The sequence below is a fragment of the Arsukibacterium sp. UBA3155 genome (assembly GCA_002364615.1).
Classification (GTDB): Bacteria; Pseudomonadota; Gammaproteobacteria; order Enterobacterales; family Alteromonadaceae; genus Alishewanella.
This window is the reverse complement of record DEYP01000014.1, coordinates 1-23,254: the sequence shown is the minus strand read 5'-3', so window position 1 is coordinate 23,254 and position 23,254 is coordinate 1. Positions and strand designations below refer to the sequence as shown.

The 23,254-nt window shown below is 47.7% G+C and carries 19 protein-coding genes and 1 tRNA gene; 4 read left to right on the top strand and 16 right to left on the bottom strand.

The features are described from left to right. Positions 1-32 precede the first annotated feature (32 nt). Entirely contained in the window at positions 33-1,322 is a 1,290-nt protein-coding gene (locus B2X65_RS05070) for an HlyC/CorC family transporter (RefSeq protein WP_290611071.1), read from the top strand. Between the two features lie 44 nt (positions 1,323-1,366). Here the strand turns inward: B2X65_RS05070 and B2X65_RS05065 are convergent, their stop codons facing one another. The 6 genes from B2X65_RS05065 to rluD form a co-directional block, all read right to left on the bottom strand. Further along, entirely contained in the window at positions 1,367-2,005 is a 639-nt protein-coding gene (locus B2X65_RS05065; protein WP_290611070.1) for a hypothetical protein, read from the bottom strand. A 129-nt stretch (positions 2,006-2,134) separates the two neighbouring features. Further along, positions 2,135-3,721, bottom strand: a complete 1,587-nt coding sequence (gshA, locus tag B2X65_RS05060; RefSeq protein ID WP_290611069.1) for a glutamate--cysteine ligase — start codon at positions 3,719-3,721, stop codon at positions 2,135-2,137. A 94-nt stretch (positions 3,722-3,815) separates the two neighbouring features. Beyond that, positions 3,816-4,652: a CDP-diacylglycerol--serine O-phosphatidyltransferase gene (gene pssA, locus B2X65_RS05055; protein WP_290611067.1), complete on the bottom strand. Its 837-nt coding sequence runs from the start codon at positions 4,650-4,652 to the stop codon at positions 3,816-3,818. Between the two features lie 207 nt (positions 4,653-4,859). After that, positions 4,860-7,433, bottom strand: coding sequence for an ATP-dependent chaperone ClpB (clpB, locus tag B2X65_RS05050; RefSeq protein WP_290611066.1), 2,574 nt, complete (start codon positions 7,431-7,433; stop codon positions 4,860-4,862). Positions 7,434-7,560: 127 nt separating this feature from the next. Continuing rightward, entirely contained in the window at positions 7,561-8,328 is a 768-nt protein-coding gene (pgeF, locus tag B2X65_RS05045; protein ID WP_290611065.1) for a peptidoglycan editing factor PgeF, read from the bottom strand. 1 nt (position 8,329) lies between these two features. Next, positions 8,330-9,304: a 23S rRNA pseudouridine(1911/1915/1917) synthase RluD gene (gene rluD, locus B2X65_RS05040; RefSeq protein WP_290611063.1), complete on the bottom strand. Its 975-nt coding sequence runs from the start codon at positions 9,302-9,304 to the stop codon at positions 8,330-8,332. Positions 9,305-9,426: 122 nt separating this feature from the next. Here rluD and B2X65_RS05035 point away from each other — a divergent pair, with 122 nt between their 5' ends. Next, entirely contained in the window at positions 9,427-10,173 is a 747-nt protein-coding gene (locus tag B2X65_RS05035; protein ID WP_290611062.1) for an outer membrane protein assembly factor BamD, read from the top strand. Between the two features lie 52 nt (positions 10,174-10,225). Here B2X65_RS05035 and radA read toward each other — a convergent pair whose 3' ends face one another. Further along, complete coding sequence (gene radA, locus B2X65_RS05030; protein ID WP_290611061.1) at positions 10,226-11,584, bottom strand: DNA repair protein RadA; 1,359 nt, start codon at positions 11,582-11,584, stop codon at positions 10,226-10,228. A 163-nt stretch (positions 11,585-11,747) separates the two neighbouring features. Between radA and B2X65_RS05025 the strand changes: the two genes are divergently transcribed. Continuing rightward, a complete protein-coding gene (locus B2X65_RS05025) occupies positions 11,748-14,213 on the top strand; it encodes a PilZ domain-containing protein (protein WP_290611060.1) in 2,466 nt (821 codons plus the stop codon). 24 nt (positions 14,214-14,237) lie between these two features. Here B2X65_RS05025 and B2X65_RS05020 read toward each other — a convergent pair whose 3' ends face one another. Together B2X65_RS05020 and serB are read right to left on the bottom strand one after the other, a co-directional pair. Then, positions 14,238-15,137: an alpha/beta fold hydrolase gene (locus B2X65_RS05020; protein ID WP_290611059.1), complete on the bottom strand. Its 900-nt coding sequence runs from the start codon at positions 15,135-15,137 to the stop codon at positions 14,238-14,240. Beyond that, positions 15,134-16,192, bottom strand: coding sequence for a phosphoserine phosphatase SerB (gene serB, locus B2X65_RS05015; protein ID WP_290611058.1), 1,059 nt, complete (start codon positions 16,190-16,192; stop codon positions 15,134-15,136). The genes B2X65_RS05020 and serB overlap by 4 nt, the downstream gene beginning before the upstream one ends. Positions 16,193-16,325: 133 nt before the next feature. On the opposite strand from serB, the gene B2X65_RS05010 reads away from it, so the two are divergent. Then, positions 16,326-16,856 carry an AhpA/YtjB family protein gene (locus B2X65_RS05010; RefSeq protein ID WP_290611056.1) on the top strand — a complete coding sequence of 177 codons (531 nt, stop codon included), beginning with the start codon at positions 16,326-16,328 and terminating at the stop codon, positions 16,854-16,856. Here B2X65_RS05010 and B2X65_RS05005 read toward each other — a convergent pair. The 7 genes from B2X65_RS05005 to B2X65_RS04975 form a co-directional block, all read right to left on the bottom strand. Continuing rightward, a complete protein-coding gene (locus B2X65_RS05005) occupies positions 16,842-17,645 on the bottom strand; it encodes a TatD family hydrolase (RefSeq protein WP_290611055.1) in 804 nt (267 codons plus the stop codon). The two genes, B2X65_RS05010 and B2X65_RS05005, sit on opposite strands and share 15 nt — an antisense overlap. Continuing rightward, positions 17,636-18,286, bottom strand: coding sequence for a pyridoxamine 5'-phosphate oxidase (gene pdxH, locus B2X65_RS05000; protein ID WP_290611054.1), 651 nt, complete (start codon positions 18,284-18,286; stop codon positions 17,636-17,638). Before pdxH ends, B2X65_RS05005 begins: the two co-directional genes overlap by 10 nt. Then, the gene (argS, locus tag B2X65_RS04995; RefSeq protein ID WP_290611053.1) at positions 18,286-20,025 is read right to left on the bottom strand and encodes an arginine--tRNA ligase; all 1,740 of its coding nucleotides are present in this window, start codon (positions 20,023-20,025) and stop codon (positions 18,286-18,288) included. Before argS ends, pdxH begins: the two co-directional genes overlap by 1 nt. Before the next feature lie 12 nt (positions 20,026-20,037). Next, entirely contained in the window at positions 20,038-21,624 is a 1,587-nt protein-coding gene (gene prfC / locus B2X65_RS04990; RefSeq protein WP_290611051.1) for a peptide chain release factor 3, read from the bottom strand. Positions 21,625-21,726: 102 nt separating this feature from the next. Further along, positions 21,727-22,176 carry a ribosomal protein S18-alanine N-acetyltransferase gene (gene rimI / locus B2X65_RS04985; RefSeq protein WP_290611049.1) on the bottom strand — a complete coding sequence of 150 codons (450 nt, stop codon included), beginning with the start codon at positions 22,174-22,176 and terminating at the stop codon, positions 21,727-21,729. After that, entirely contained in the window at positions 22,166-22,519 is a 354-nt protein-coding gene (locus tag B2X65_RS04980; protein WP_290611048.1) for a hypothetical protein, read from the bottom strand. Before B2X65_RS04980 ends, rimI begins: the two co-directional genes overlap by 11 nt. A gap of 12 nt (positions 22,520-22,531) precedes the next feature. Then, positions 22,532-22,608, bottom strand: a tRNA-Trp gene (locus B2X65_RS04975). Between the last annotated feature and the right edge of the window lie 646 nt (positions 22,609-23,254).

Genomic DNA, 23,254 nt, shown 5'->3' with positions numbered 1-23,254 from the left:
AATTGATGTTTGGCAATAAAGGTATTTAGCTCTTGGACGACATATCGACCAGTGCGCTGTTTATATTATTAGGCGTACTTTTATTTTTATCAGCCTATTTCTCAGGATCGGAAACAGGCATGATGTCTGTTAACCCTTATCGCTTAAAACATTTAGCTGATAAAAATCATAAGGGTGCTATTCGGGTCAGTGAATTATTAAAACGCCCTGATCGTCTAATCGGCTTAATTCTTATTGGCAATAACCTGGTAAATATTGCTGCAGCAACCGTTACCGCCCTACTTGGCGAACGACTTTATGGTAATTTAGGCATAGTAATAGCACCTATTGCACTTACTTTGGTTGTGCTGATATTTTCAGAGGTTACCCCCAAAACGCTTGCGGCACTCTATCCTGAACGTGTGGCATTTCCCTCTTCGTTTATTTTAAAGTTCTTACTTAAAATCTTTTACCCCTTTGTCTGGGCACTTAATAAAGTGACTAACGGCTTGCTCAACCTTCTAGGTGTCAGTCCGGAGAAACATCAGGGCAATAGTTTAAGCGCTGAAGAGTTGCGTACCGTGGTATATGAAGCCGGCGCACTAATTCCTGAGCAGCACCAGAATATGCTGGTGGGTGTACTGGACCTGGAAAACGCCACCGTTGAAGACATTATGATCCCGCGTAATGAGATTGTCGGTATCGATATTAATGACGAATGGAAAGATATTGAACGGCAACTGGCCAACTTCCAATATAGCCGGATCCTGATGTACCGGGATAATATTGATGATGCCATTGGTTTTGTTCACCCGCGAGAGCTCATGCGCTTACTGATTAAAGAACAACTGACCAAAGCGTCTCTGCTGCGGGCTGCCAGTGAAATTTATTTTATTCCGGAAGGTACACCGCTAAATACCCAGTTGCTGAAATTCCAGGGCGCAAAAGATCGGATTGGCCTGGTAGTTGATGAATATGGCGATATTCAGGGGCTGGTTACCCTGGCAGATATTTTAGAGGAAGTGGTTGGCGAGTTTACTACAGATATAGCCGAGGAGACCAATGAGGATATCCTGGCCCAGCCAGATGGCACATTTTTAATCGATGGCAGTATTAACTTACGTGATTTAAATCGGGAAATGAAAATGAGCCTGCCTACTGACGGCCCTAAAACGTTAAATGGGCTGATCCTCGAATACCTGGAAGAAATTCCGCAAGGCAGGTTAAGCGTTAAACTGGCAGGCTATCCAATGGAAATCGTTGATGTGCAGGACAATATGATTAAAACTATTCGACTGCTGGTTAATCCTAAAAAACCGACTTCAAAAAAGCCAAGCCATTAACGTTGTGCCGCTTGCACCATGACTTCAATTTACAGGCGGCGCAGTTAACCGAAAAACAGCCGCCATAACCAGCTACGTTGTAACTCCTTTTCACACTTTTTAAGCTGAGCACTGTAAATCTTTGCCCGATTGTCCACCCGACGTGCTACCGATAACAACCACGCTTTGTTTTTATAGCTGCCCCGGCGGTAGCCACCCCAACCTTCATGATAATTAAGATACTGATGATAACCATCCCACTTTGAAACCTTATTTAAACGATGCGTTTTATCAATATACCAACCCATAAAGTCGATGGCATCGGCAAAGTCGTCACGACTGGCCCAGAAACGGTCTGCTTCTTTAACATACTCATCCCAGGTAACCGTTTTCGCCTGCGAGTAGCCATAAGCTGAACTCCCCCGACCATAAGGAATAAAACCAATAAACCAGCGCATAGGTGGTCGCGCATTATGTTTAAAGCTACTTTCCTGATACATAATACTCATTGGCAGCGAAATTGGCATGCCCCACTTTTCGCTGGCTGCGGCAGCCTCGTGATACCACGAGCGGTTTTCTCTGAAGATTTCACAGATATCTGAGGTGTTTTCTGGTGGCGGTGTGCTACAGCCACTGAGCACTGCCGCCAAGGATAGCAAAACGATGTTTTTCACATGTTTATGAGGTATTTGAACTTTTTTCATCGGGATGATTCTAACAGTTTGCAAGGATGCAAACCAAGTTTTTGTTGTTCCCCTGGATCCCCCTTTTACGGCTGCCACCTGGCAGCCGTTTTTTTATCCTTACCCAGCGTAATGTCTGAACGACACAAGTTAAGTACAGGCCGGAACCTCGGCAAAGTACTCGGTAATATACTGCTCGAAACTCAGGCTATCCTGTTGTTCAATCTGTTGCTGATTATCAACTGATGACGCCGCCGCTTTGGCAAATGCTTCAGAGTTATAAAACTGATAATCTTCGTTGCGTAACTGCGCCAGATACTCATTTGCTTTAGCCAACATAAAATGACCATTATCCTGCTGGGTACTCAGTAACTGGTTCAATAACTGTCCTGACAGCGTTTGCGCCGGATCCAGCAAGCAAACATAATATTTTTTTAACGCTGCCTGATAGTCGGTACTTTTATATGCCTCATCTAACCATTTCGCAATGGGCATCATATCGGCAAAAATCTGCTCAGCCCAGTCCAGCATTAGCCTGCTGTTGCCATCCTGCAGCAATTCCAGATTAACCCGCCGGCCATCGGTTACCACTTTGCGCAGATTTCTCTCAGTAACGGTTTGTTGTTCATCAGAAAGCGTCGGGCTCTCCTGCAACAAACAGTAAAGTAAAAAAACATCCAGCAAGCGCATTTGCTCAGCACTAATGCCAATACTGCTAAAAGGATTAACATCAAGCGCCCGGACTTCAATATATTCTACCCCGCGCTTTGCCAGGGCACAGGTAGGGCGCTCACCCGACTCTGTTGTGCGCTTAGGACGGATAGTAGAGTAAAATTCATTCTCTATTTGCAGCACATTGCCGTTAAGTTGCTGGTATTCGCCATTTTGCTTAACACCAATATTCTGGTACTCAGCAGAGGGCTGGCTTACCGCCTGATGCAAACCCGCAATGTATTCCGGCAAACTGTTGTAAGTGATACTTAGACTGGACTGAGCACTGTTGGTATAGCCTAAATCACTCATCCGCAAGGATGTCGCATAAGGCAAGTATAAGGTGCCCTTACCTAATTGCTGAAACGGATAAGGCGATTGTCGGTCCGCTAGGAATGATTTACACATGGCCGGCGATGCACCAAACAAATAAACGATAAGCCAGGCATGGCGTTTATAGTTACGGATAAGTGCCAGATACTGCTCAGAGATAAAGTCTTGCAACGTATTCTGATCTCCAAGCTGCTGCTGATATAACACCCAGAAGCTTTGCGGCAATGAGAAATTATAATGTACGCCGCTAATCGCCTGCATCATGCTGCCATAACGGTTATGCAGGCCTTTGCGATACAACGTCTTCATCCGGCCAACATTAGAGGAGCCATACTGTGCCAGCGGTATTGTGGTGTCCTCGCCGATAAAACAAGGCATACTTGACGGCCATAGCCGCTCTTTGCCTAAGTGCTTTACCGTATAACGATGAATATCTGCCAGTTGTGCCAGCGTGGTCTCTATCTTGTCAGTGGCCGGGGTAATAAATTCAAGCAGCGACTCTGAAAAGTCAGTTGTGATCCAGGGGTGCGTCAGCGCCGCCCCCAACCCCTGCGGGTGTGGCGTCAAAGCCAGGCTGCCATCCTGGTTAATTCGCAGGGTTTCGCGCTCAATCCCCCGCTTTATGCCAACTACCGCCTCGATATTTTGTTCAGTCGCCAGCGCGTGCAGGCGTTGTTGCAGGATGTCAGCCAAGTGGGGGCCCTTACTTTTTATTGTTGCCATCCAACATGGGGTGGCGGTGTCAGAATCTCAAGCGTGTTAACTAATTTAGCGCACTGACGATAAATCAGGAACGAGGCTCATTATCAGCTTCATTTACTTTTACCGCGTCATTGCGCTCTTGCAATTCATCGGCAAAATCTGCGTCGTTCGTGTCACCCACCACATGTTCCAGTTTTAATTTGCGCACGCTTCTAATCGTGGTAACGGGACCGGAGCAGGCATAAATAAAGAAGATACCAAATAGCATTTCTGCCGGACGCGCCGCAATAACCACAAACACCAGCACCACACATAATATCGTTAGAAACGAAACCCGATCACGCCAGTTTAAGTCTTTAAATGAATGATAACGGAAGTTACTTACCATCAATAAACCGGTGATAATGGTGATAAGGCCAACCAGATAGCCGATATTATCGCCATCGACTTCGTAAATGGAACCCGTCCATACCATGCCAGCTATAATTGCAGCCGCTGCCGGGCTGGCCAACCCCTGAAAAAACCGGCCGTCAGTCACACTTAAGTTGGCATTGAAGCGAGCCAGGCGCAGCGCTGCGCAAGCTACAAAAATAAACGCAGCCAGCCAGCCGAATTTTCCTAAATCGGCCAGGCCCCAGTTGTAGGCGACCAGTGCCGGTGCCACGCCAAACGATAACATGTCCGACATGCTGTCATATTGGGCGCCAAACTCGCTCTGGGTATTAGTTAAACGGGCAACCCGGCCATCCAGTCCGTCAAAAATCATGGCAATGAAAATCGCCACTGCCGCCGCTTCAAACCGGCCATTCATTGATGAAACTATTGCAAAAAAACCAGCAAAAAGCCCCCCAGTGGTCAACAGGTTAGGTAGCAGATAAATGCCTTTGCGCGGGCTTGAGTCAGTATTTTTTGAGTCTGTCATAAAACCATCTTTTCTAATTAGCAATTGTCAGATTATAAGGGACTTAGCTTAACATGGATAGGTAAACGGCAAAAGTTGCTACCCTGCCCACCACAACGCGGTGCGACAAATCAAAGTAAAGCACAGATGAAAACGCTACAGGGCGAATCACTCGCCCTGTAGCGTTTATACTGTTATTACTATTGCAGGCTAAGCAATAAACACCCCTTAACTGGTAATAACAAATTGTTCGCCATCATGGTCAACGTTAATCGTTGCCCCCGGTAGCATGGTGCCCTGCAACAGCGTTTGCGCTAACGGGTTCTCCAGGTGCTGCTGAATAGCGCGCTTTAACGGCCTGGCGCCAAACAAGGGGTCAAAACCAACTTCGGCCAGTTTATCCAGCGCAGCCTCGGTTACCTTTAACTCAAAATTACGCGCTTGCAGTCTTTGCTCCAGCCGGCCCAACTGAAAGCGGGCAATTTGTTTAATTTGAGCGGTATCCAGTGGATGAAACACCACAGCTTCATCTAATCGGTTTAAAAACTCTGGCCGGAATTGTTTGCTTAAGACATCCATCAACATATTTTTCATCTGCTGATAGCTGTACTCCTGATAATGCTCCTGAATTAAATCAGACCCCAGGTTAGAGGTCATAATAATAACCGCATTTTTAAAATCGACTGTCCGGCCCTGGCCATCAGTTAAGCGTCCGTCATCTAAAACCTGCAGCAAAATATTAAACACATCCGGATGGGCCTTCTCTACCTCATCCAGCAGGATCACTGAATAGGGTTTACGTCTGACCGCTTCAGTCAGATATCCGCCTTCTTCGTAGCCCACATAGCCAGGAGGCGCACCGACCAGCCGCGACACAGCATGCTTCTCCATAAATTCAGACATATCAATCCGAACCATGTTATCGGGGCTGTCGAACAAGAACTGAGCCAGTGATTTAGTCAGCTCCGTTTTACCCACTCCGGTTGGCCCCAGAAACAGAAAAGAGCCAATAGGTTTATTCGGATCGGCCAGACCGGCCCGGGAACGACGAATAGCATTTGCCACGGCCGCAACGGCCTCGTGTTGTCCCACCACGGTGTTATGTAACGCCTCTTCCATCCTCAGTAACTTGTCACGCTCACCTTCGAGCATTTTACTGACCGGAATGCCGGTCGCTTTTGACAACACATCGGCAATTTCCTGCTCAGTCACTTTATGGCGCAGCAGTGTCATTTCCTGCATTTCTGCCTGGCTGGCTAAATCGAGCCGCTTTTCCAACTCGGGGATACGGCCGTACTGCAATTCAGACATGCGCTGCAAATCGCTAACCCGCCTGGCAACCTCTAAATCAAGCCGCGCCTGCTCTAACTCTGCTTTAATATTCTGGGTACCCTGCAAGGCGGCCTTCTCTGACTCCCAGACTTCGTCTAGTTCATTATAGTTAGCATCCAGTTCCTGAATTTGCTCCTGAATAATTTCCCGCCGCTTTTTACTGCTGTCATCAGACTCTTTTGCCAGCGCATTATCTTCCAGTTTCAACTGAATGATCCGTCGCTCCAGCCGGTCTAGCTCTTCCGGTTTTGAGTCCATTTGCATGCGGATGCTGGACGCAGCCTCATCAATGAGATCTATCGCTTTATCCGGTAGCTGCCGATCACTGACGTAGCGGTTTGACAAGGTTGCGGCGGCAACAATTGCCGGGTCAGTGATTTCCACTGCATGGTGTAACTCGTAGCGTTCTTTTAAACCACGTAAAATAGCAATGGTATCTTCCACAGTGGGCTCTTCTACCAGTACTTTTTGAAAACGTCGCTCCAGCGCAGCATCTTTTTCAATGTACTTGCGATATTCATCTAAGGTAGTGGCACCAAGGCAATGCAGCTCACCGCGCGCCAGGGCTGGCTTTAGCATGTTACCCGCATCCATGGCGCCTTCAGCTTTACCGGCGCCAACCATGGTATGAATTTCATCAATAAATAGAATAACCTGGCCTTCTTCTTTAGCCAGTTCATTTAGTACGGCTTTTAAACGCTCTTCAAATTCGCCCCGATACTTAGCGCCAGCGAGCAAGGAGCCCATATCAAGCGACAGCACCCGTTTATTTTTCAAGCCCTCGGGTACTTCTTTATTGATTATCCGCAGTGCTAACCCTTCGACAATGGCCGTTTTACCCACCCCAGGTTCACCAATCAGAACCGGGTTATTTTTAGTACGCCGCTGCAATACCTGAATACAACGACGGATCTCTTCATCGCGGCCAATAACCGGATCCAGCTTGCCGGCTTCAGCCCGTGCCGTCAGGTCGATAGTGTATTTGGTTAATGCCTGCCGGCTGTCTTCCGCGTTGGGATCATCGACATTCTGGCCGGCCCGGATCTCTTCAATTGCTGAAGTAACCTTTTCTTTGCTTACTCCTAGTAAACGCAGAATATTACCCAGCTCAGTTTTGTCTTCGGTTGCCGCAAGTACAAACAATTCACTGGAAATAAACTGATCTTTACGCTTTTGGGCGAACTTGTCGCATTGCTGCAACAGCTGAGCAGTCGAGGTTGATAGTTGCAGGTTAGTGCCCTCGCCCTCTACCCGCGGCAAGCGCTCTATTGCCTTACTAACTTTAGCCCGCAACTCATTAAAATTAATCGCGATTTTATTAAGCAAATCACGGACGGTTCCGCCCTCCTGATTCAGCAGGGCAAACATCAGATGAACAGGTTCAATAAATTGTTGATCCCGCCCTAATGCTAATGATTGCGCATCCGCGATTGCTTCCTGGAATTTACTGGTAAATTTATCTAAACGCATGGCTGGCTCCACATCATGTCACGTTGATGTGTTTTAAGATTGGGTGATACTGGGCAAATATCAAGCAACAAACGTCAAAAAATTGACTTAGATCAGCAAAACCGCGTAGCCTTACCAGGCTGAGAGCTTAATCAAGCCAGATAGCAGTGGCCATGCGGCCAGTTTGGCCATCGCGTCGGTAGGAGAAAAATGTTGAAGTTTGCTGGTAGGTACAATGCTCAGCGCCGTAAATGTCATTAATGCCACAGCGGACGAGGCGCTGACGTGCCAGCGAATACAAATCGGCAAACCATTTCCCGCTGGCTCCGGGTATAAATGCGGCTGCAGCGTCCGGATCTTGCCGCACAAAAGCGGCACGAACCTCAGCACCCACTTCAAAAGCATGCTGGCTAATGGCCGGTCCTAACCACGCCATACACGCTTCTGGCTGACTAAATAATTGCACGCTGTTTTCAATGATGCCGTTGCACAGGCCACGCCAGCCGGCATGCACTGCCGCCACTTCCGAGCCCTGCTGGTTGCAAATTAATATTGGTAGACAATCTGCCGTCATCACCGTGCAGATAAGCCCGCTCTGGCGACTGAAACTGGCGTCGGCATTGCCAACGGTAACCGCTGGTGACGACAGGGTTATACACTGCGTACTGTGAGTCTGATTCAGCCAGACCGGCTGGCCAGGCATGGCAGCTTCGCATTGAAACTGCTGGCGGTTGCGCCTGACCGTATCGGCGCAATCACCAACATGATCTCCTAAATTTAAACTCTGAAAAGGCCCTTCTGAAAAGCCGCCACGGCGGGTAGAGCTAAACGCATTAACGTTTGCCGGCGCTGGCCAGGCCGGCTTGATTAATTCAGACTTAATCAATTCAGACCCAATCAATTCAGACTTGGTCAACTCAGGCTTCGTCCATTCCATGCAGCAGAGTGTCGGCGCGTAACGCAGCATTCAGCTCAACTAAATCATCTGGTAATGGCGCATGCCATTCCAATATTTCACTGGTAATAGGATGAGCCAAACGCAGCATAGCTGCATGCAAAGCCTGGCGTTTAAAGTTACGCATCATCACCAGTAAACTCTCGGCAGCTTTACGTGGCGGCCTGGGTCTACCACCATAAACCGGATCACCGACCAATGAGTGATTAATAAAGGCCATATGCACCCGAATTTGGTGAGTACGGCCCGTTTCCAGGCGCAGGCGCAATCGGGTATGGCCCCGATATTTCTCCATTACCCGGTAATGCGTCACGGCTGGCTTGCCGCCATCAATCACTGCCATTTGGGTCCGTTTGGTCTGATGACGGCCAATCGGTTGATTGACAAAACCACCGCCGGTCATCTTGCCATAACAAATGGCTTCGTATTCACGGGTAATTTCCCGGGCCTGCATTGCTTCTACCAGATGGGTTTGCGCCGGAATCGTTTTCGCAACCACCATTAAACCGGTGGTATCTTTGTCCAGACGATGAATAATACCTGCGCGGGGTACTTCTGCAATTGACGGGCAGTGGTGCAGTAAAGCATTGAGCAAAGTGCCGTCGGCATTACCTGCACCCGGGTGCACTACCAGGCCTGCAGGTTTATTTATCACCAGAATATGTTCATCTTCATGCAGAATATCCAGCGCAATTTGCTCGGCGCCAAAACGTTGCTCTTCGACAACATCTGCAACTATATCAACCTGTTCGCCACCAACCACTTTAAACTTTGGCAGGTTTTGCACACTCTGATCAAGCTGCACTGCATCAGCCAGGATCCACTCTTTTAACCGCGAGCGAGAATAATCCGGGAACATTTCTGCTAAAACCTGATCTAAGCGCATACCATAAAAGTGGTCAGGGACGATTTGTGAAAGTTTTATCTGTTTTGTCATGACGGAAGCAGTTATCCTGTGTGCAACCCCAACTTATCTGGGGTAGAATCGCATTAGCGGTTATTTTAGCGATTTTACGCCCGACTAGACAGCCATTTAGCCAAGTAGTTACGGATTTTTACATGAAAGCGAATTTTTTACTGATAGTAGTAGTTTTTTTAGCGTTAAGTGCCTGTGCTGGCAAGCCAGCTCAGCCAGACCCTGGCAGTCAAACTGCTCAGGCGATGTATCAGCAGGCAAAAGAAGTGTTAGATAACGGTTTGTATAACAGAGCAGTTGAGCTGTTGCAGGCGGTAGAGTCTCGCTATCCATTTGGGCCTCTGGCGCGTCAGGTTCAACTGGATTTAATTTACGCTTACTACAAATCTGGAAATCTGCCGCAGGCATTGGCCAGTATTGACCGTTTTATCAGGCTTAATCCTAATCAACCAGATTTGGATTACGTTTACTATATGCGGGGTCTGGCTAACTTAAAAGCGGATGAAAATAGTTTCCAGGAGTTTTTTGGAGTAGACCGGGCCGACCGTGATTTAAGCAGCACCAGACAAGCATTTGATGATTTTAAAATTCTGGTGACTAATTACCCACAAAGTAAATACAGTGGTGAAGCTAAAGAACGCATGGTGCATATCAAAGATACCCTGGCCCGGCATGAACTATTAGTTGCTGATTATTATATGCGCCGGGGTGCATTTCTGGCTGCGGCCAACCGAGGAAAGTATGTTGTTGAATACTATCGTGACTCACCTCATGTGGAGCAAGCCCTTGAGGTTATGGTTGAGAGCTACGATAAGCTTGGTCTGGAAAAACTGAAGAACGATACGTTTAAAGTGCTCAAGCTTAATTTTCCGGCTAACAGTCGTTTCTGATCTGACGAAGCCCCGGTTTGCCGGGGCTTTTCAACTGGGCTTAGTGGCGCCGTTAAATTGCTTCCAGAGCGTCTGCCAGTTTTGCCACGGCAACAACCTCCATCCCACTGATTGACTCTTTAGGCTTATTGCCAAGCGGCACAATAGCCCGTTTAAAGCCATGTTTTGCTGCCTCTTTCAGGCGCTCGATACCACTGGGCACTGGCCTTATCTCTCCGGCTAATCCGACTTCGCCAAATACCACTAAATCATTTGGCAATGGCCTATCCCGAAAGCTGGATACTAATGCCAGTAAGGTGGCTAAATCGGCGCTGGTTTCATTTACCTTAACACCACCAACCACGTTAACAAACACATCCTGATCTGCCATCTGAATACCGGCATGGCGATGCATTACGGCCAGTAACATTGAGATCCGGTTTTGTTCCATGCCCAGGGTAACCCGGCGCGGATTATTTAACGGGGAGTGATCGACCAGCCCCTGGATCTCCACCAGTAATGGCCGGGTACCTTCCCACAGAACCATCACAATACTGCCAGACTGATCTTCTTTACCCCGTGTTAAAAAGATCGCAGAAGGATTCTTCACCTCTTTCATTCCCTGGCCGGTCATGGCAAATACGCCAAGCTCGTTGACCGGACCAAAGCGGTTCTTATTACCACGTAACGTGCGATAGCGACTGTCAGTATCCCCCTCCAGCATGACTGAACAATCGATACAATGCTCCAGTACTTTCGGGCCGGCCAGCGAGCCATCTTTGGTTACGTGGCCAACCATAATAATGGCAATATTATATTGCTTGGCAAAACGGGTTAAAAACGCGGCACTCTCTCTTACCTGTGACACACTGCCAGGCGCTGACTGAATATCGGCCAGATGCATCACCTGAATAGAGTCGATCACCATAATCCGTGGCTTTTCCTGCTGAGCCAGTAAACACACCGTTTCAACATTGGTCTCAGCCAGCATATTCAGTTTGCTGCTGGGCAACCCTAAGCGCTGTGCCCGCATGGCAACCTGTTGCAACGATTCCTCACCTGTTACATAGAGTGCATTGCCCTGCTCTGCCAGACCGCACATTAACTGCAACAACAGGGTACTTTTACCCGCTCCCGGCGCACCGCCAATTAAGATGGCTGACCCCGGCACAATACCGCCGCCGAGCACCCGGTCAAATTCAGCAAAGCCCGAACTGAATCGTGGCACTTCCTGCAAGTCAACTTCATCAAGGCGCATCACTCTGGCCTGAGCAGCCCCGGCATAACCCTGGCGAGTACCTGCCGTTTTAACCGTGCCCAACCGCACCTCGGTAATACTGTTCCAGGCACCACACTCGCTGCATTGCCCTTGCCAACGCATAAAGTCGGCACCACACTCATTACAAACGTATGCCGTTTTTACTTTTGCCATTATCAAAAATCCTAATTTGAAAGAAAGGCACAGATATTGCTTTTCAATTTATAACCACGTAGCGTACTACCATTATAACCAGAAGGCGCCTGAATTTTGGCATCTGAATAACGAAACTATGACCACTGAAGACCTGAAAGAGTATGCTGGAATAATTGAGCGCATGAAAAGCCTGATAAACTCTGCTGAGTTTGACCAGGTTTTCAGCTCGCTTACCTCAGACCTGCCCAAATCTAAACAGTTTCTGTTGAAAATGGAATTAAAACGTTTGGCTCAGCCATGCGATTATTTTATCGACTTGCGCGGCCACGTCGATGGTGAAGTCAGGCCTTTTGTTTATCGTGACAAAACCCACTATATGGACGATAACGCCATTCAGATATTCGAAAGTGGCATTAAACAATATGGCGGTTACACCCTGGGCGTTTATGAAGAAGTATTAAACGCCGACAATAACTTTCGGGTTATGCACAAAAAAGAAACTGCGCAGCGGGTTAAGTCTGTATTAACCGGCAATGAAGCGACCGATGACAGCCCGGGCGTGGGTTCAGTCGAGCAAGATAAAGCCAAACTGATTACTTTTGGTCATTACGTCAGCCGCACTGAAGAGCGAATGAATTTCGGTGTCGATGTCGATGTTAAAGTTAACGGCAGTCGGTTTGTTGCCACCACCAGCGATCTGTCAATTTCAGGTTGTAAGTTAAAAATCCCTAAAGGTCGTAGCGCAAACTCCGGTGATACAGTTACCATTAATTTTACTGGTCTGGAGCAGGAGTTCACGCTCGATATCCCTGATGGTATTCAGTATCAGCTGGTCGATATTGAACAGCTTGATAAAGTAAATTACTGGCGGCTGAAAAAACTGCCCTCAGAGCAAGACCAGGTTTTCAGTAACTTTTTGCAAAAATTTATTCATGGCAATAAACGGCGCTATAAAGTGAATCTTGATAACACCACCGATGCTGTTACTACTAAAGGATATGAACAGTTCTATCTACCCAGGTTAAATAGTCTGCCGGTATATCTTGCTGTTAATGAAGGAGCAGTTAGTCCGCGTTTTGCGTTAACCACGGATTACAACAAGTCGGTTTGGCATTATTTTCTGGATGAACAGCAACGCTCAGTCCTGATCACATTACTGACAGTCAAGCGCCTTAAACACTTGCTCGCCCAACCCGGACCGGAGCGCTCCACTATCCTTTACTGCTTCACTCATGCCGCCAAAGGAAAATTATATTATTACTCTGCTACCGCAGAAGAATTGCTCGCCGCGCCGGAATTGCGCGATACTTTCTTTGGTTTTGGCGCTGCCAAACCTAGCTGGCGTGTTTTTCATTTAAACCTGATAAAAACCACGGCCCAGCATGCTACGGCTCATTTGACGTTACCAGAGACACCACAAAAGCCTGACGCAAGCCCCGCCAAAGCCGCGACAACGCCGCTGATACAAGGGGTAATAAAAAATCTGCGCTACATTGCCGGCCTTACCGATATTAGCGCCAATAATGCGACTAACTATCAGCAATATAGTTATAACCCCGCCCATCTGGCGCAGTTAAATCAGTTTGGTCATAGAAAACTACCACAAGTACCGCCATGCGAAGCCGTGCCTGTCCAGTATATTAATCTGCGGGCTGAATCGCGTTATTTATATAAAACTACGGTACAGCTAAGACACAACGAGCAGCTGGTTGCCGGATTTAGCCGTGATTTCTCTACCGGTGGTTTACAAATAGAAACGACTCAGCCAGTGCAGTACAAAAAAGGGGATGTAATTGAACTGGATTTGGTTGACCTGCAAAAAATAACCAATAAACATCAGTTAACTCAGTTGCCTTATGAAGTAATGGCAGTAAGTAAAAGCCAGAGCATCATGAATTTGAAAGCGCTGGCTACCGAAGCAAACCATACAGGCAAGCAGTTTTTCCAGCAGTTAATTCAGAATAACCGGGCAAAATTGACTCTGGCCGAAGAAACTCCCAAGTACCCTGGTTTATCTGAAGCACTGCGGAACATGTACTTAAAATCACTGAATAACTTTGCGTTCTACCTGCACCGAAAAGGCATCCGCTATGAACTGAATGTGGTTGCACAGGGGGCTTCACCTAATGCACTGCATACTTTGCTGTTGCAACACAGCAATAAGGGGACGCTGGATTTAGAATTGTTATTGAAAAACAGCACTGCCAACCTGCAATTTGCCCAGCAGCTTAAAACAATGAAGCGCTTTGATCCCCCGAAGAGCTATGAGCTATACATTAAGGCGCCACGCGCATCCTCAGCATCATCAGCCGCGTTAGAAAGTTACTATGATTATGAATTCAGTGATGAACAACAAAAGCAGGCATTTATAAAGAATGCACTACGAGAGGCGACGTTATTTGCTTTTCGCTTATTTTTATCCCGCACAGGACGACCGGATACCGACTATATTGCCAAAGAGATTAGTTACATCAGCGTTTATGCTATTCACAGGGCGAAAACGCTGGAGGAAGAACTATGGAGCGTAGCAGGCGTAGGTGATGCGGTAGATATCAGTAAAGAACTGGCCTGGCGTTACGGTAGCATAGCACATGCCGAGGATGACGGGTTGCGCCAAAAGCGACTAAACACCAGCAAAAGCCGTTAAAAATATCGGGAAGTATAGTCCGTGTCAGTTACCCAGATTAACCAGCCACTTGTTAATTTGCATAAAGTGATCTTCGCTGGCGCTCGGATGGGTCAGCATAGAAATATGATCGTAGTCCTGTAAATGGCCCTGCGCACGTCCCAGTAAGGTATATTTACTCTGCTGCTGGCCGGTTTCCTGAATAAAATGCTGCACGTCAGCCGGATGGCCAAGTAAGGTATCTTTCACCGCAGCAAAGTGCCAGATAGGTGGCCACAACGTTTGCTGACCTGCCCTGGCATAATCAAAACCATCCGTTATATCGGCAAAAGGTTCCCCTTTAATCCAACGGATTGTATCGGACAAAAACGCTGTTGACTCATTGTCAGCGCCGAGCCGCCATTGTCTGGCTGGCACATAGCCATATTGTTTACCCAACCATGGCGCTAAGCGGTTCCAGACCCAGTCAATTTTGATTTTTCGCTCCAGACTCTGGACGCTGATTACCCTTTTTGTTCCAAAATAGATTTTAGCCCTGACTTTACTGATTAACTCTGGAAAACGAGACAAAGAGGCGGCTAATAACACCCCTCCCCAAGAGTGAGCAATAATGGTTAAAGGCTGTTGATGCTGCTGATAGACGAAATCAATTAATGCCGGAATATCCCGGGTAATAACCTGATGTTGGTTTTGATCAAACCCGGTAACCAGTTGCGGTTGCGATAAACCACGGCCGGCAAAATCTGCACAATAACCAATATACCCCTGATCGGCCAGAAAACAGGCTAAACCTTTACCCGAATGGCTGTAAAATATGCGGCCATTTTCAATCGCGCCATGCAAAAACAGGATCGGACTTAACGACTGCTGCAGCGGTATTAAACGTCGTAAATGCAACTGATATTGCTGCAAATCGACATACATTGAGCTTTGCTGATGCTTCATGCACAGTCCAGTAAATACAATAGCTGCAATAACGAACCCTGATTAATTCTGGCGGCTGCCGCTTCCTGCACTTTAGGTTTGGCATGAAACGCCACGCCAAGTGCTGCCGTCTTTAACATAGGTAAGTCATTGGCTCCGTCCCCAATCGCCACGGTTTGGCTATTGGCAATACCAAATCGCCCGGCCAACTCACTCACGGCACGGGCTTTGGTGTTGGCATCAACGATATCTCCAACTACCTTCCCGGTTAATATACCGTTTTCAATCTCAAGTACATTGGCAAAGGTGGCGTTTAACCCCAGGCGTTGTTGCAGCACATCGGTAAAGTAAGTAAAGCCACCGGAGGCGATAGCCACCAGCCAATTCTGCTGCTGCAACCGGCTTATCAGAGCAACTAAACCTGGCATTAGCGGTAAATTTGTAGCAACTTGCTGTAATACGGATTGTGGAGCACCTTTTAATGCAGCTACCCGCTCGATTAGACTGGCAGCGAAATCCAGCTCACCGTTCATAGCGCGGGCAGTCACCGCCGCTACCTGAGGGCCAACCCCGGCCAGTGCAGCAATTTCATCAATACATTCAATAGTAATAGCCGTTGAGTCCATATCCATCACCAACAGGCCAGGTTCAGACAATTTGACCTGCTTATCAAGATATACCAGTTCAACATTCTGCTCAGTCGCAAAACGATACAGCTGCTGAAGCTGCTGTGCCGGTAACATTCCTGTCAGCTGGATAAGCAGACCTGCAGGCAATTCGGGATGGGGTTGCAGCAATGAAACTTTTAAACCGCAATCAGCGGGTAGTAACAGACCAAGCCCATGCAGCAGCGCACCATGGACCGGTTGTCCAAATACACGAATTGAACAGTGACTTAACGCCGGAGGAGTGAACTGAATAGCTTCAGATTCAGGAAACAAAGGTACTGCCTGCTCTGTTTGCAACTGCAGATGTTCGCCCCTGGTCTGAAACCAGAAAGCAGTTTGCTGAGCCAGAAGCGCGGCAATATCAGCACTGGTCAGCTGCGCCGGACTGACGGTTATTAAGAACGACAATGGGTGACCTATACTTGGAGTTAATACCATGGCATGCTTAGCGTATAAGAGCCAGCAGCAGTTTGTTTAAAAAAATATGCAGAACAATATCGCAATACCGAGTTCCACTTCAAGTTTTATTAAGCTGGTTCAATTGGCCATTGCGGTCGCCGGTATCTGGTTTGTATTGCATAGCTGGGTAAAAACCAGCAATCAGGGCCAGGCTATTCTGCAAAGCCAGGCAGAGCAACTGATGAGGGAAAATCTGAAAACCCTCTCCCAGGCCGCAGCCTACCTGATTGAGCATGATCAACTGGATGGTCTGGAACAACTTACTCAGAATATTGCGGCCAGTCCATTTTTATACGATGTAGTATTCTACGATAGCAACGGTGTGCGGATAAGCTGGTCTGAGGCCAGTGCAGCAGCAAGGCTGATGTATGGGAAATTCGCCAGCCAGCCGCTGGTGCCAATGGTTCAGGAAATTCGCAACCAGCAGCAATTACTCGGTTATATCAAAATTAGTCTGCAACCTGATACAAAATTAAACCCCAGTTTTGCCCGCTGGCAAAAGTTGATGCAGCAGTTGCTGCTGTTGTTGCTGATCACCGGCTTAACCGGCTACTTGCTGCGCCGCAGTTTCTCCCGTCTGTCACGACATGGTTTTCGCTTACACAAGCCTTAGCACTTCTGCAGTATTCTGCCAAAGGGCAGCTGCCAGCTCTGTGCGGCTTTCAATTCGTAATTGACTGAACGTATTAAATACATCTATTAGCCTGGCGGGTGTATTAATTTGCCCCTGTGAGCCGGCTAAGGGCATTGCCGGTGCATCGGTTTCCAGCACAAAGCTGTTTAGCGGCAACTTTTGGATACTGTTACGGGTTTTTCTGGCTCGCTCATAAGTAATAGTGCCGCCAATACCCAGCTTAAAACCACGATCCAAAAAGGCGGATGCTTGCTGCTGACTGCCGGAAAAGGCATGTAAAATACCGCCCTCGTCAAACTGTTGTCTTTTCAGCTCTGCCAGTAATTGTGGTTGGCTTTTACGATGATGCAAAATTACCGGCTTCGCGTGCTTTTTTGCCACAGCAAGTTGAGACTCAAACAACTGTTGTTGTGTCGCAAAAGTATTTTCGGCCAAGGCGAAATCAAGGCCAATTTCGCCTACCGCACAGACCTTATCTGCCTGCTGCCGGATTAGCTGATCCAACTGCGCGACATCAAGCAAAGTATGCTCAGCTGCCCACCAGGGATGAATACCTAAAGCAATATGCCAGGCGGGTTGTTCAGCATGTAATTTAAGTAAGTTGGGCCAGGCAGTCGCTGAAACGGCAGGAATAACCAGCGCCGCTACCCCCACTTGCTGAGCCTCTCTCCATAGCCTGTCCTGCGCTTGCGCAAGTTCAGGCAAATCAAAATGACAGTGGCTGTCAATTAACCGCAAAGATTTTGAACGCTCAGCTGTCAGGGACATAGCCGTTCAATGTGCCAAAGTGGCTTATTCCCAGCATTATCTGTTCTGCTATACATAAAGCGATCGTGCAAGCGGTGCTCACCACCTTGCCAAAATTCAATTTTATGAGGTCTGATCAAAAAGCCGCCCCAGAAAGACGGTAAAGGAACCTCGCCATGTGCAAACTTGTGCTTTATCTCAGCAAATTTTTGCAGCAATGCCTGTCGGGTAGACACCGGCCGGCTTTGCTCTGACGCCCAGGCAGCAAGCTGACTTTCCTTGGGTCTGGACAAAAAATACTTCATCACCTGGCTATTCGGCACCCGCTCGGCGGTACCATATACAATAACCTGACGCTCCAACGGGTGCCAGGGAAAATGCAGTGATACCTTAGGGTTTGCTGTCAGCTCAATTGCTTTACGACTGCCCAGGTTAGTGTAAAAGGTAAAACCGTCCTGATTAACATCTTTAAGCAATACCAGCCGTTGTGATGGCTGGCCATCGCTATCGACACTCGCCACACACATCGCAGTCGGGTCCGGCAACTCTGCAGCAATCGCATCCTTTAGCCAGAGCTCAAACTGCGCTACAGGATCGCTATTAAGCTTGTCCAGCTCCAGCTTATCTTTGGTGTAACTGCGGCGAATATCATCAATTTTCATTACATACGCTCCATGACCTCTATGCCGAGCAAATCTAAACCTTGCTGCAGCACCTTAGAGGCTAAAATACTGAGCATTAAACGGCTGCTACGTATTTCTGGTTCAACACCCTCTTTTAAAATTGGACAGGCTTCATAAAAGCTCATGTATAAACTGGCCAGTTCGTACAGATAATTACAAAGCAAATTGGGTTGGGCGTCTTTTATCACCATTTGCAGGGTTTCTTCTAAGCGCAGTAACTTCACCGCCAACTGTTTTTCCTGCACAGATTGCAACAAAATATCAGCCTGGAAACGCTCAGTGACGTCGGCTTTGCGCAAAATACTGCGTACCCGGGTATAAGCATATTGCAGGTACGGGGCAGTAGCACCTTCAAAACTGAGCATTGCATCCCAGCTGAAAATATAATCACTAGTCCGGTTCTTCGATAAATCGGCAAACTTTACTGCGCCAATGCCAACCTTATTAGCAATATCTGTAATCTCTGCAGCGGTTAACTCTGTTGCTTTCTCTTGCAACACCGTATTGGCACGAACCACCGCTTCTTCCAGTAAATCAGCAAGTTTTACTGTGCCACCGCTGCGGGTTTTAAACGGTTTACCGTCTTCGCCCATCATGGTACCGAAAGGGCAATGATCGTAAGCCGTACTATCACGCAGGTAACCTGCTTTGCGGGAAACCAGCTCTACTTGTTTAAAATGCAGCGCCTGGCGGGCATCAGTAAAAATAATAATCCGATCGGCAGATAACTCGTGGCTGCGATACTGGCATGCGGCTAAATCAGTGGTGGAATACAAAAAGCCACCACCGGTTTTCTGAATAATAAATGGCGACGGATTTCCTTCTTTATCTGCCAGCTCAGCTAAGAACACCACCAGTGCGCCCATACTTTCCACGGCAAGTTTTTGCTGCTTTAAATCATCCACGATGCCATGCAACATGCTGTTATAAGCACTTTCCGGTTTAATATCAGCGTGCTTAAGCGTTACATTCAGCTTGTGGTAAACCTCGTCGCTGTGCTTGATCGAGGTATCAATAAACAACTGCCATAATTTCTGACAGTGCTCGTCACCGCTTTGCAGCTTTACCACATACTGACGCGATTTATCGGCAAAGCCGTCTTCATCATCAAAACGCTTTTTCGCTTCGCGATAAAAATCTTCCAGATCGGCTAAAGCTACCTGCTCTAAATCGATCCCGGCTGCAAGTTTATCTTCCAGGTGCGCTATCAGCATGCCAAACTGGGTACCCCAGTCACCCATATGATTCTGGCGGATAACTTTATCGCCCCAGAATTCAAGAGTACGAACCACGGCATCACCAATAATGGTTGAACGTAAATGGCCGACATGCATCTCTTTGGCCAAATTAGGTGCGGAGTAATCCACCACAACAGTTTGCGGTTGTGGGTTAATACTCACGCCCAGGCGTTTATCTGTAGCGGCTTGCGTTAATTGCATCGCCAACCAGTCGGCTTTAAGCGAAACGTTAATAAAGCCCGGACCGGCGATCTCAGCCTTTTCGGCAATGTCAGACAAATCCAGTAAGGCCAGTAATTTACTGGCAAGCTCTCTGGGGTTGGTTTTTAATAACTTTGCGGCGCTCATCGCCCCGTTAATCTGGTACTCACCAAATTCAGGCCGGGTGCTTTGGGTAACAGCAGGATTGGCACCTTCCGGCAATCCCAGTGTATTGAAGGCGACTAAGGTTCTGTCAGTAAGAAGTTGCTTAATATTCATAATAGCGGCCTGTTAATGTTCTCGGGTCTTCTGGAAAGAGATTTTCGGGTAGCGTTCGGTGGCCAGATTCAGATTCACCATCGTTGGTGCGATATAGGTCAGGTTGTCGCCACCATCCAGCGCCAGATTAACACTGGCCTTATTCTGAAACTCCTGCAAGGCTTTGCCATCAGCGCTATACACCCAGCGGGCGGTTGCCACGTTAACACTTTCATAGATAGCATCGACATTGTATTCAGATTTTAACCGGCTAACGACCACATCGAATTGCAGCACGCCCACCGCTCCAACGATTAAATCGTTAGTATCCAGTGGCCGGAATACCTGCACCGCACCTTCTTCAGATAATTGCACCAAGCCTTTTAACAGCTGCTTTTGTTTTAATGGGTCGCGTAAACGAATGCGCCGGAACAACTCTGGGGCGAAATTTGGAATGCCACTAAACTGCATATCTTCACCGGTGGTGAAGGTATCGCCAATTTTAATGGTGCCGTGGTTATGCAACCCGATAATATCACCAGGGTATGCCACATCCAGATGCTCACGATCGCCTGCCAGGAACGTTAAAGCTTGCGGAATAAGCACATCTTTACCAATCCGCACGTGCCTTACTTTCATGCCTTTTTCATATTTTCCTGAGACAATCCGTAAAAAAGCCACCCGGTCGCGATGTTTAGGGTCCATATTGGCCTGAATTTTAAATACAAAGCCACTAAAGCCATTTTCAATCGGTTCAACTTTGCGGCTGTTCGTTAAGCGTGACTGAGGTTTGGGTGCCCATTCCGTAAGGCCATCAAGCATATGGTCAACACCAAAGTTACCCAGTGCAGTACCAAAAAATACCGGTGTTAATTCACCTTTTAAAAACAGCTCCTGATCAAACTCGTTGCTGGCGCCCTGAACCAGCTCCATTTCATCCCGTAACTGCTGGGCATAATAACCAATACGTTTATCTAGCTCTGGGTTATTAAGGCCTTTGATCACATCAAGATCCTGAATGGTGTGTCCCATGCCCGATTTATACAAAATAACTTCATCACGCAGAATATGATAAACGCCTTTAAATTCCTTACCTGAAGCAATTGGCCAGGTGATCGGCGCACAGGCGATTTTTAAAACACTTTCTACTTCATCAAGTAGATCAACAGGGTCGCGAATGTCGCGATCCATCTTGTTCATAAAAGTGATAATAGGCGTATCACGCAGCCGCGTGACTTCCATCAGTTTAATGGTCCGGTCTTCAACACCCTTAGCGCCGTCAATTACCATCAGACAAGAGTCAACCGCAGTTAAGGTGCGATAGGTATCTTCCGAGAAATCTTCGTGGCCAGGAGTATCAAGCAGGTTCACCAGACAATCATTGTAAGGAAACTGCATCACTGATGTGGTTACCGAGATGCCCCGCTCTTTTTCCATCTCCATCCAGTCTGAGGTGGCAAACTGGCCAGATTTCTTGCCCTTGACCGTACCGGCTTTTTGGATCAGATGTCCGAACAGTAGTACCTTTTCGGTAATTGTAGTTTTACCGGCATCCGGGTGGCTGATGATCGCAAAAGTGCGTCTGCTATCAATTTCATGCAGAAATTTATCTTTAGTCATGGTATCCAATATCAGTTAACAACCAGAGCGCTGGCTGACATAGCAATGAAAAATAATTGTTGGGGATTATAGCAGCATCACTGGCGCTGGCACAGCGTAGGATTAATTTGAAAACCGAAGTGGCAGACACATCATTATCGCGTCTTCTTTACCGCTGGTACTGCTGTAGTAGTTTGATCGACAGCCGGCTTCAATAAAACCAGTCTTAGTATACAAATGGATGGCAGATTGATTGGACGATCTGACTTCTAACCAGGCTTCTGTTGCATCACGCTGCTCAGACTGGCTGATAAAGTGCGCTAGTAACTTACTGCCAAGCCCCTTGCCTTGTTGATCGCGCCGAACACAAATATTAAACAGTTGGCTTTCGATAGCAATAAATTGACCAAAGTAGAAGCCCAACAATTGCTCGTTATCGAAAATACCGAAATTAAAGTATTGGCTACCGAAACAAGACTTAAACACACCTTCTGTCCAGGGATAGGGATTAGCCACCGTTTCAATAGACAGTAAGGCAGGGATATCAGCAGTAGTGAGTGCTTTAATCAGCATCGTCAGCTAGCAAAGGCTGCAGCAACAGCCATAACTGTTGCTTCAACTCAGGTTGCTGCAATAGAGCAAGAACCGGCGTAATCAATGAGGTGCTATTATTGGCCAGCTGACAAGCAGAGGCTGCAGGGTCAAGTTGCCAGTCTGTAATTGCCGCCTGGGACAACATACGTTTTATATCATTAGTTAGCACCGAGCTTGGCGGTTGCTGTAATGCTGCGTTAGCGCTGCTGCTTGGATCGCAGTGTGAATTGACTAATGCATCCGGAAAGAAACCGGCGCGAGCCTGTAATGGCCTGATATTGAGCTGACGAAGTAATTGAGCCTGGCTTGCTGATATATTCATAATAATGAAAAGTGGCAGGGGCAGAGGGATTCGAACCCCCAACCATCGGTTTTGGAGACCGCTGTTCTACCAATTGGAACTATGCCCCTAGCGTTGGAGGCGCCATTATACAAAAGCCTGTTTAAAGGTAAAGCTAAAAAACAGCTTAGGTTGTTCAAATGCATATAAAACGTACATAAGGAAAGTTATTTAGATAACTTAGCATAGACCAAAGCTGTTTAATACTCAGAACCAGCATGGCGACAAATTCGTCAAGAACGAATTTGGACTGCCGCAGGCAGGCCCGAAGGGCGAAACACAGGGAAGTATTTCGCAATGCCACACGCAAAGCGCTGTGGCTGCCATGCGGGAGTGTGCACCCGCGCAGCGGATAAAGCAAAAAGCCCACTCGATTGAGTGGGCTCTTTGGCTTTATTGGGAGCCTGCGGGGCTGGCCTACCACGGGGCTGGCCTACCAGCGGTGTATTACATTGCTCGACGCTTCCTGAGCCTCGCCCGTGCGGGACCAGCTGAAGATTCCTAAGCTTGCCTCGGCATCACTGTACTACTTTGCTCGGCTCTTCCTGAGCCTCGTCCCTGCGGGACCAGCTGAAGCTGTCCAAATTCGCTCCCGGCGAATTTGTCGCATGGGGTCGCCCTGCTCGAGCAGTACACCGCTAAATCTCAGCCAATAAAAAAGCCCCTGCTCTTTCGAGAGGGGCTGTTCTATTAATTGGGAGCCTGGCGGTGTACTAC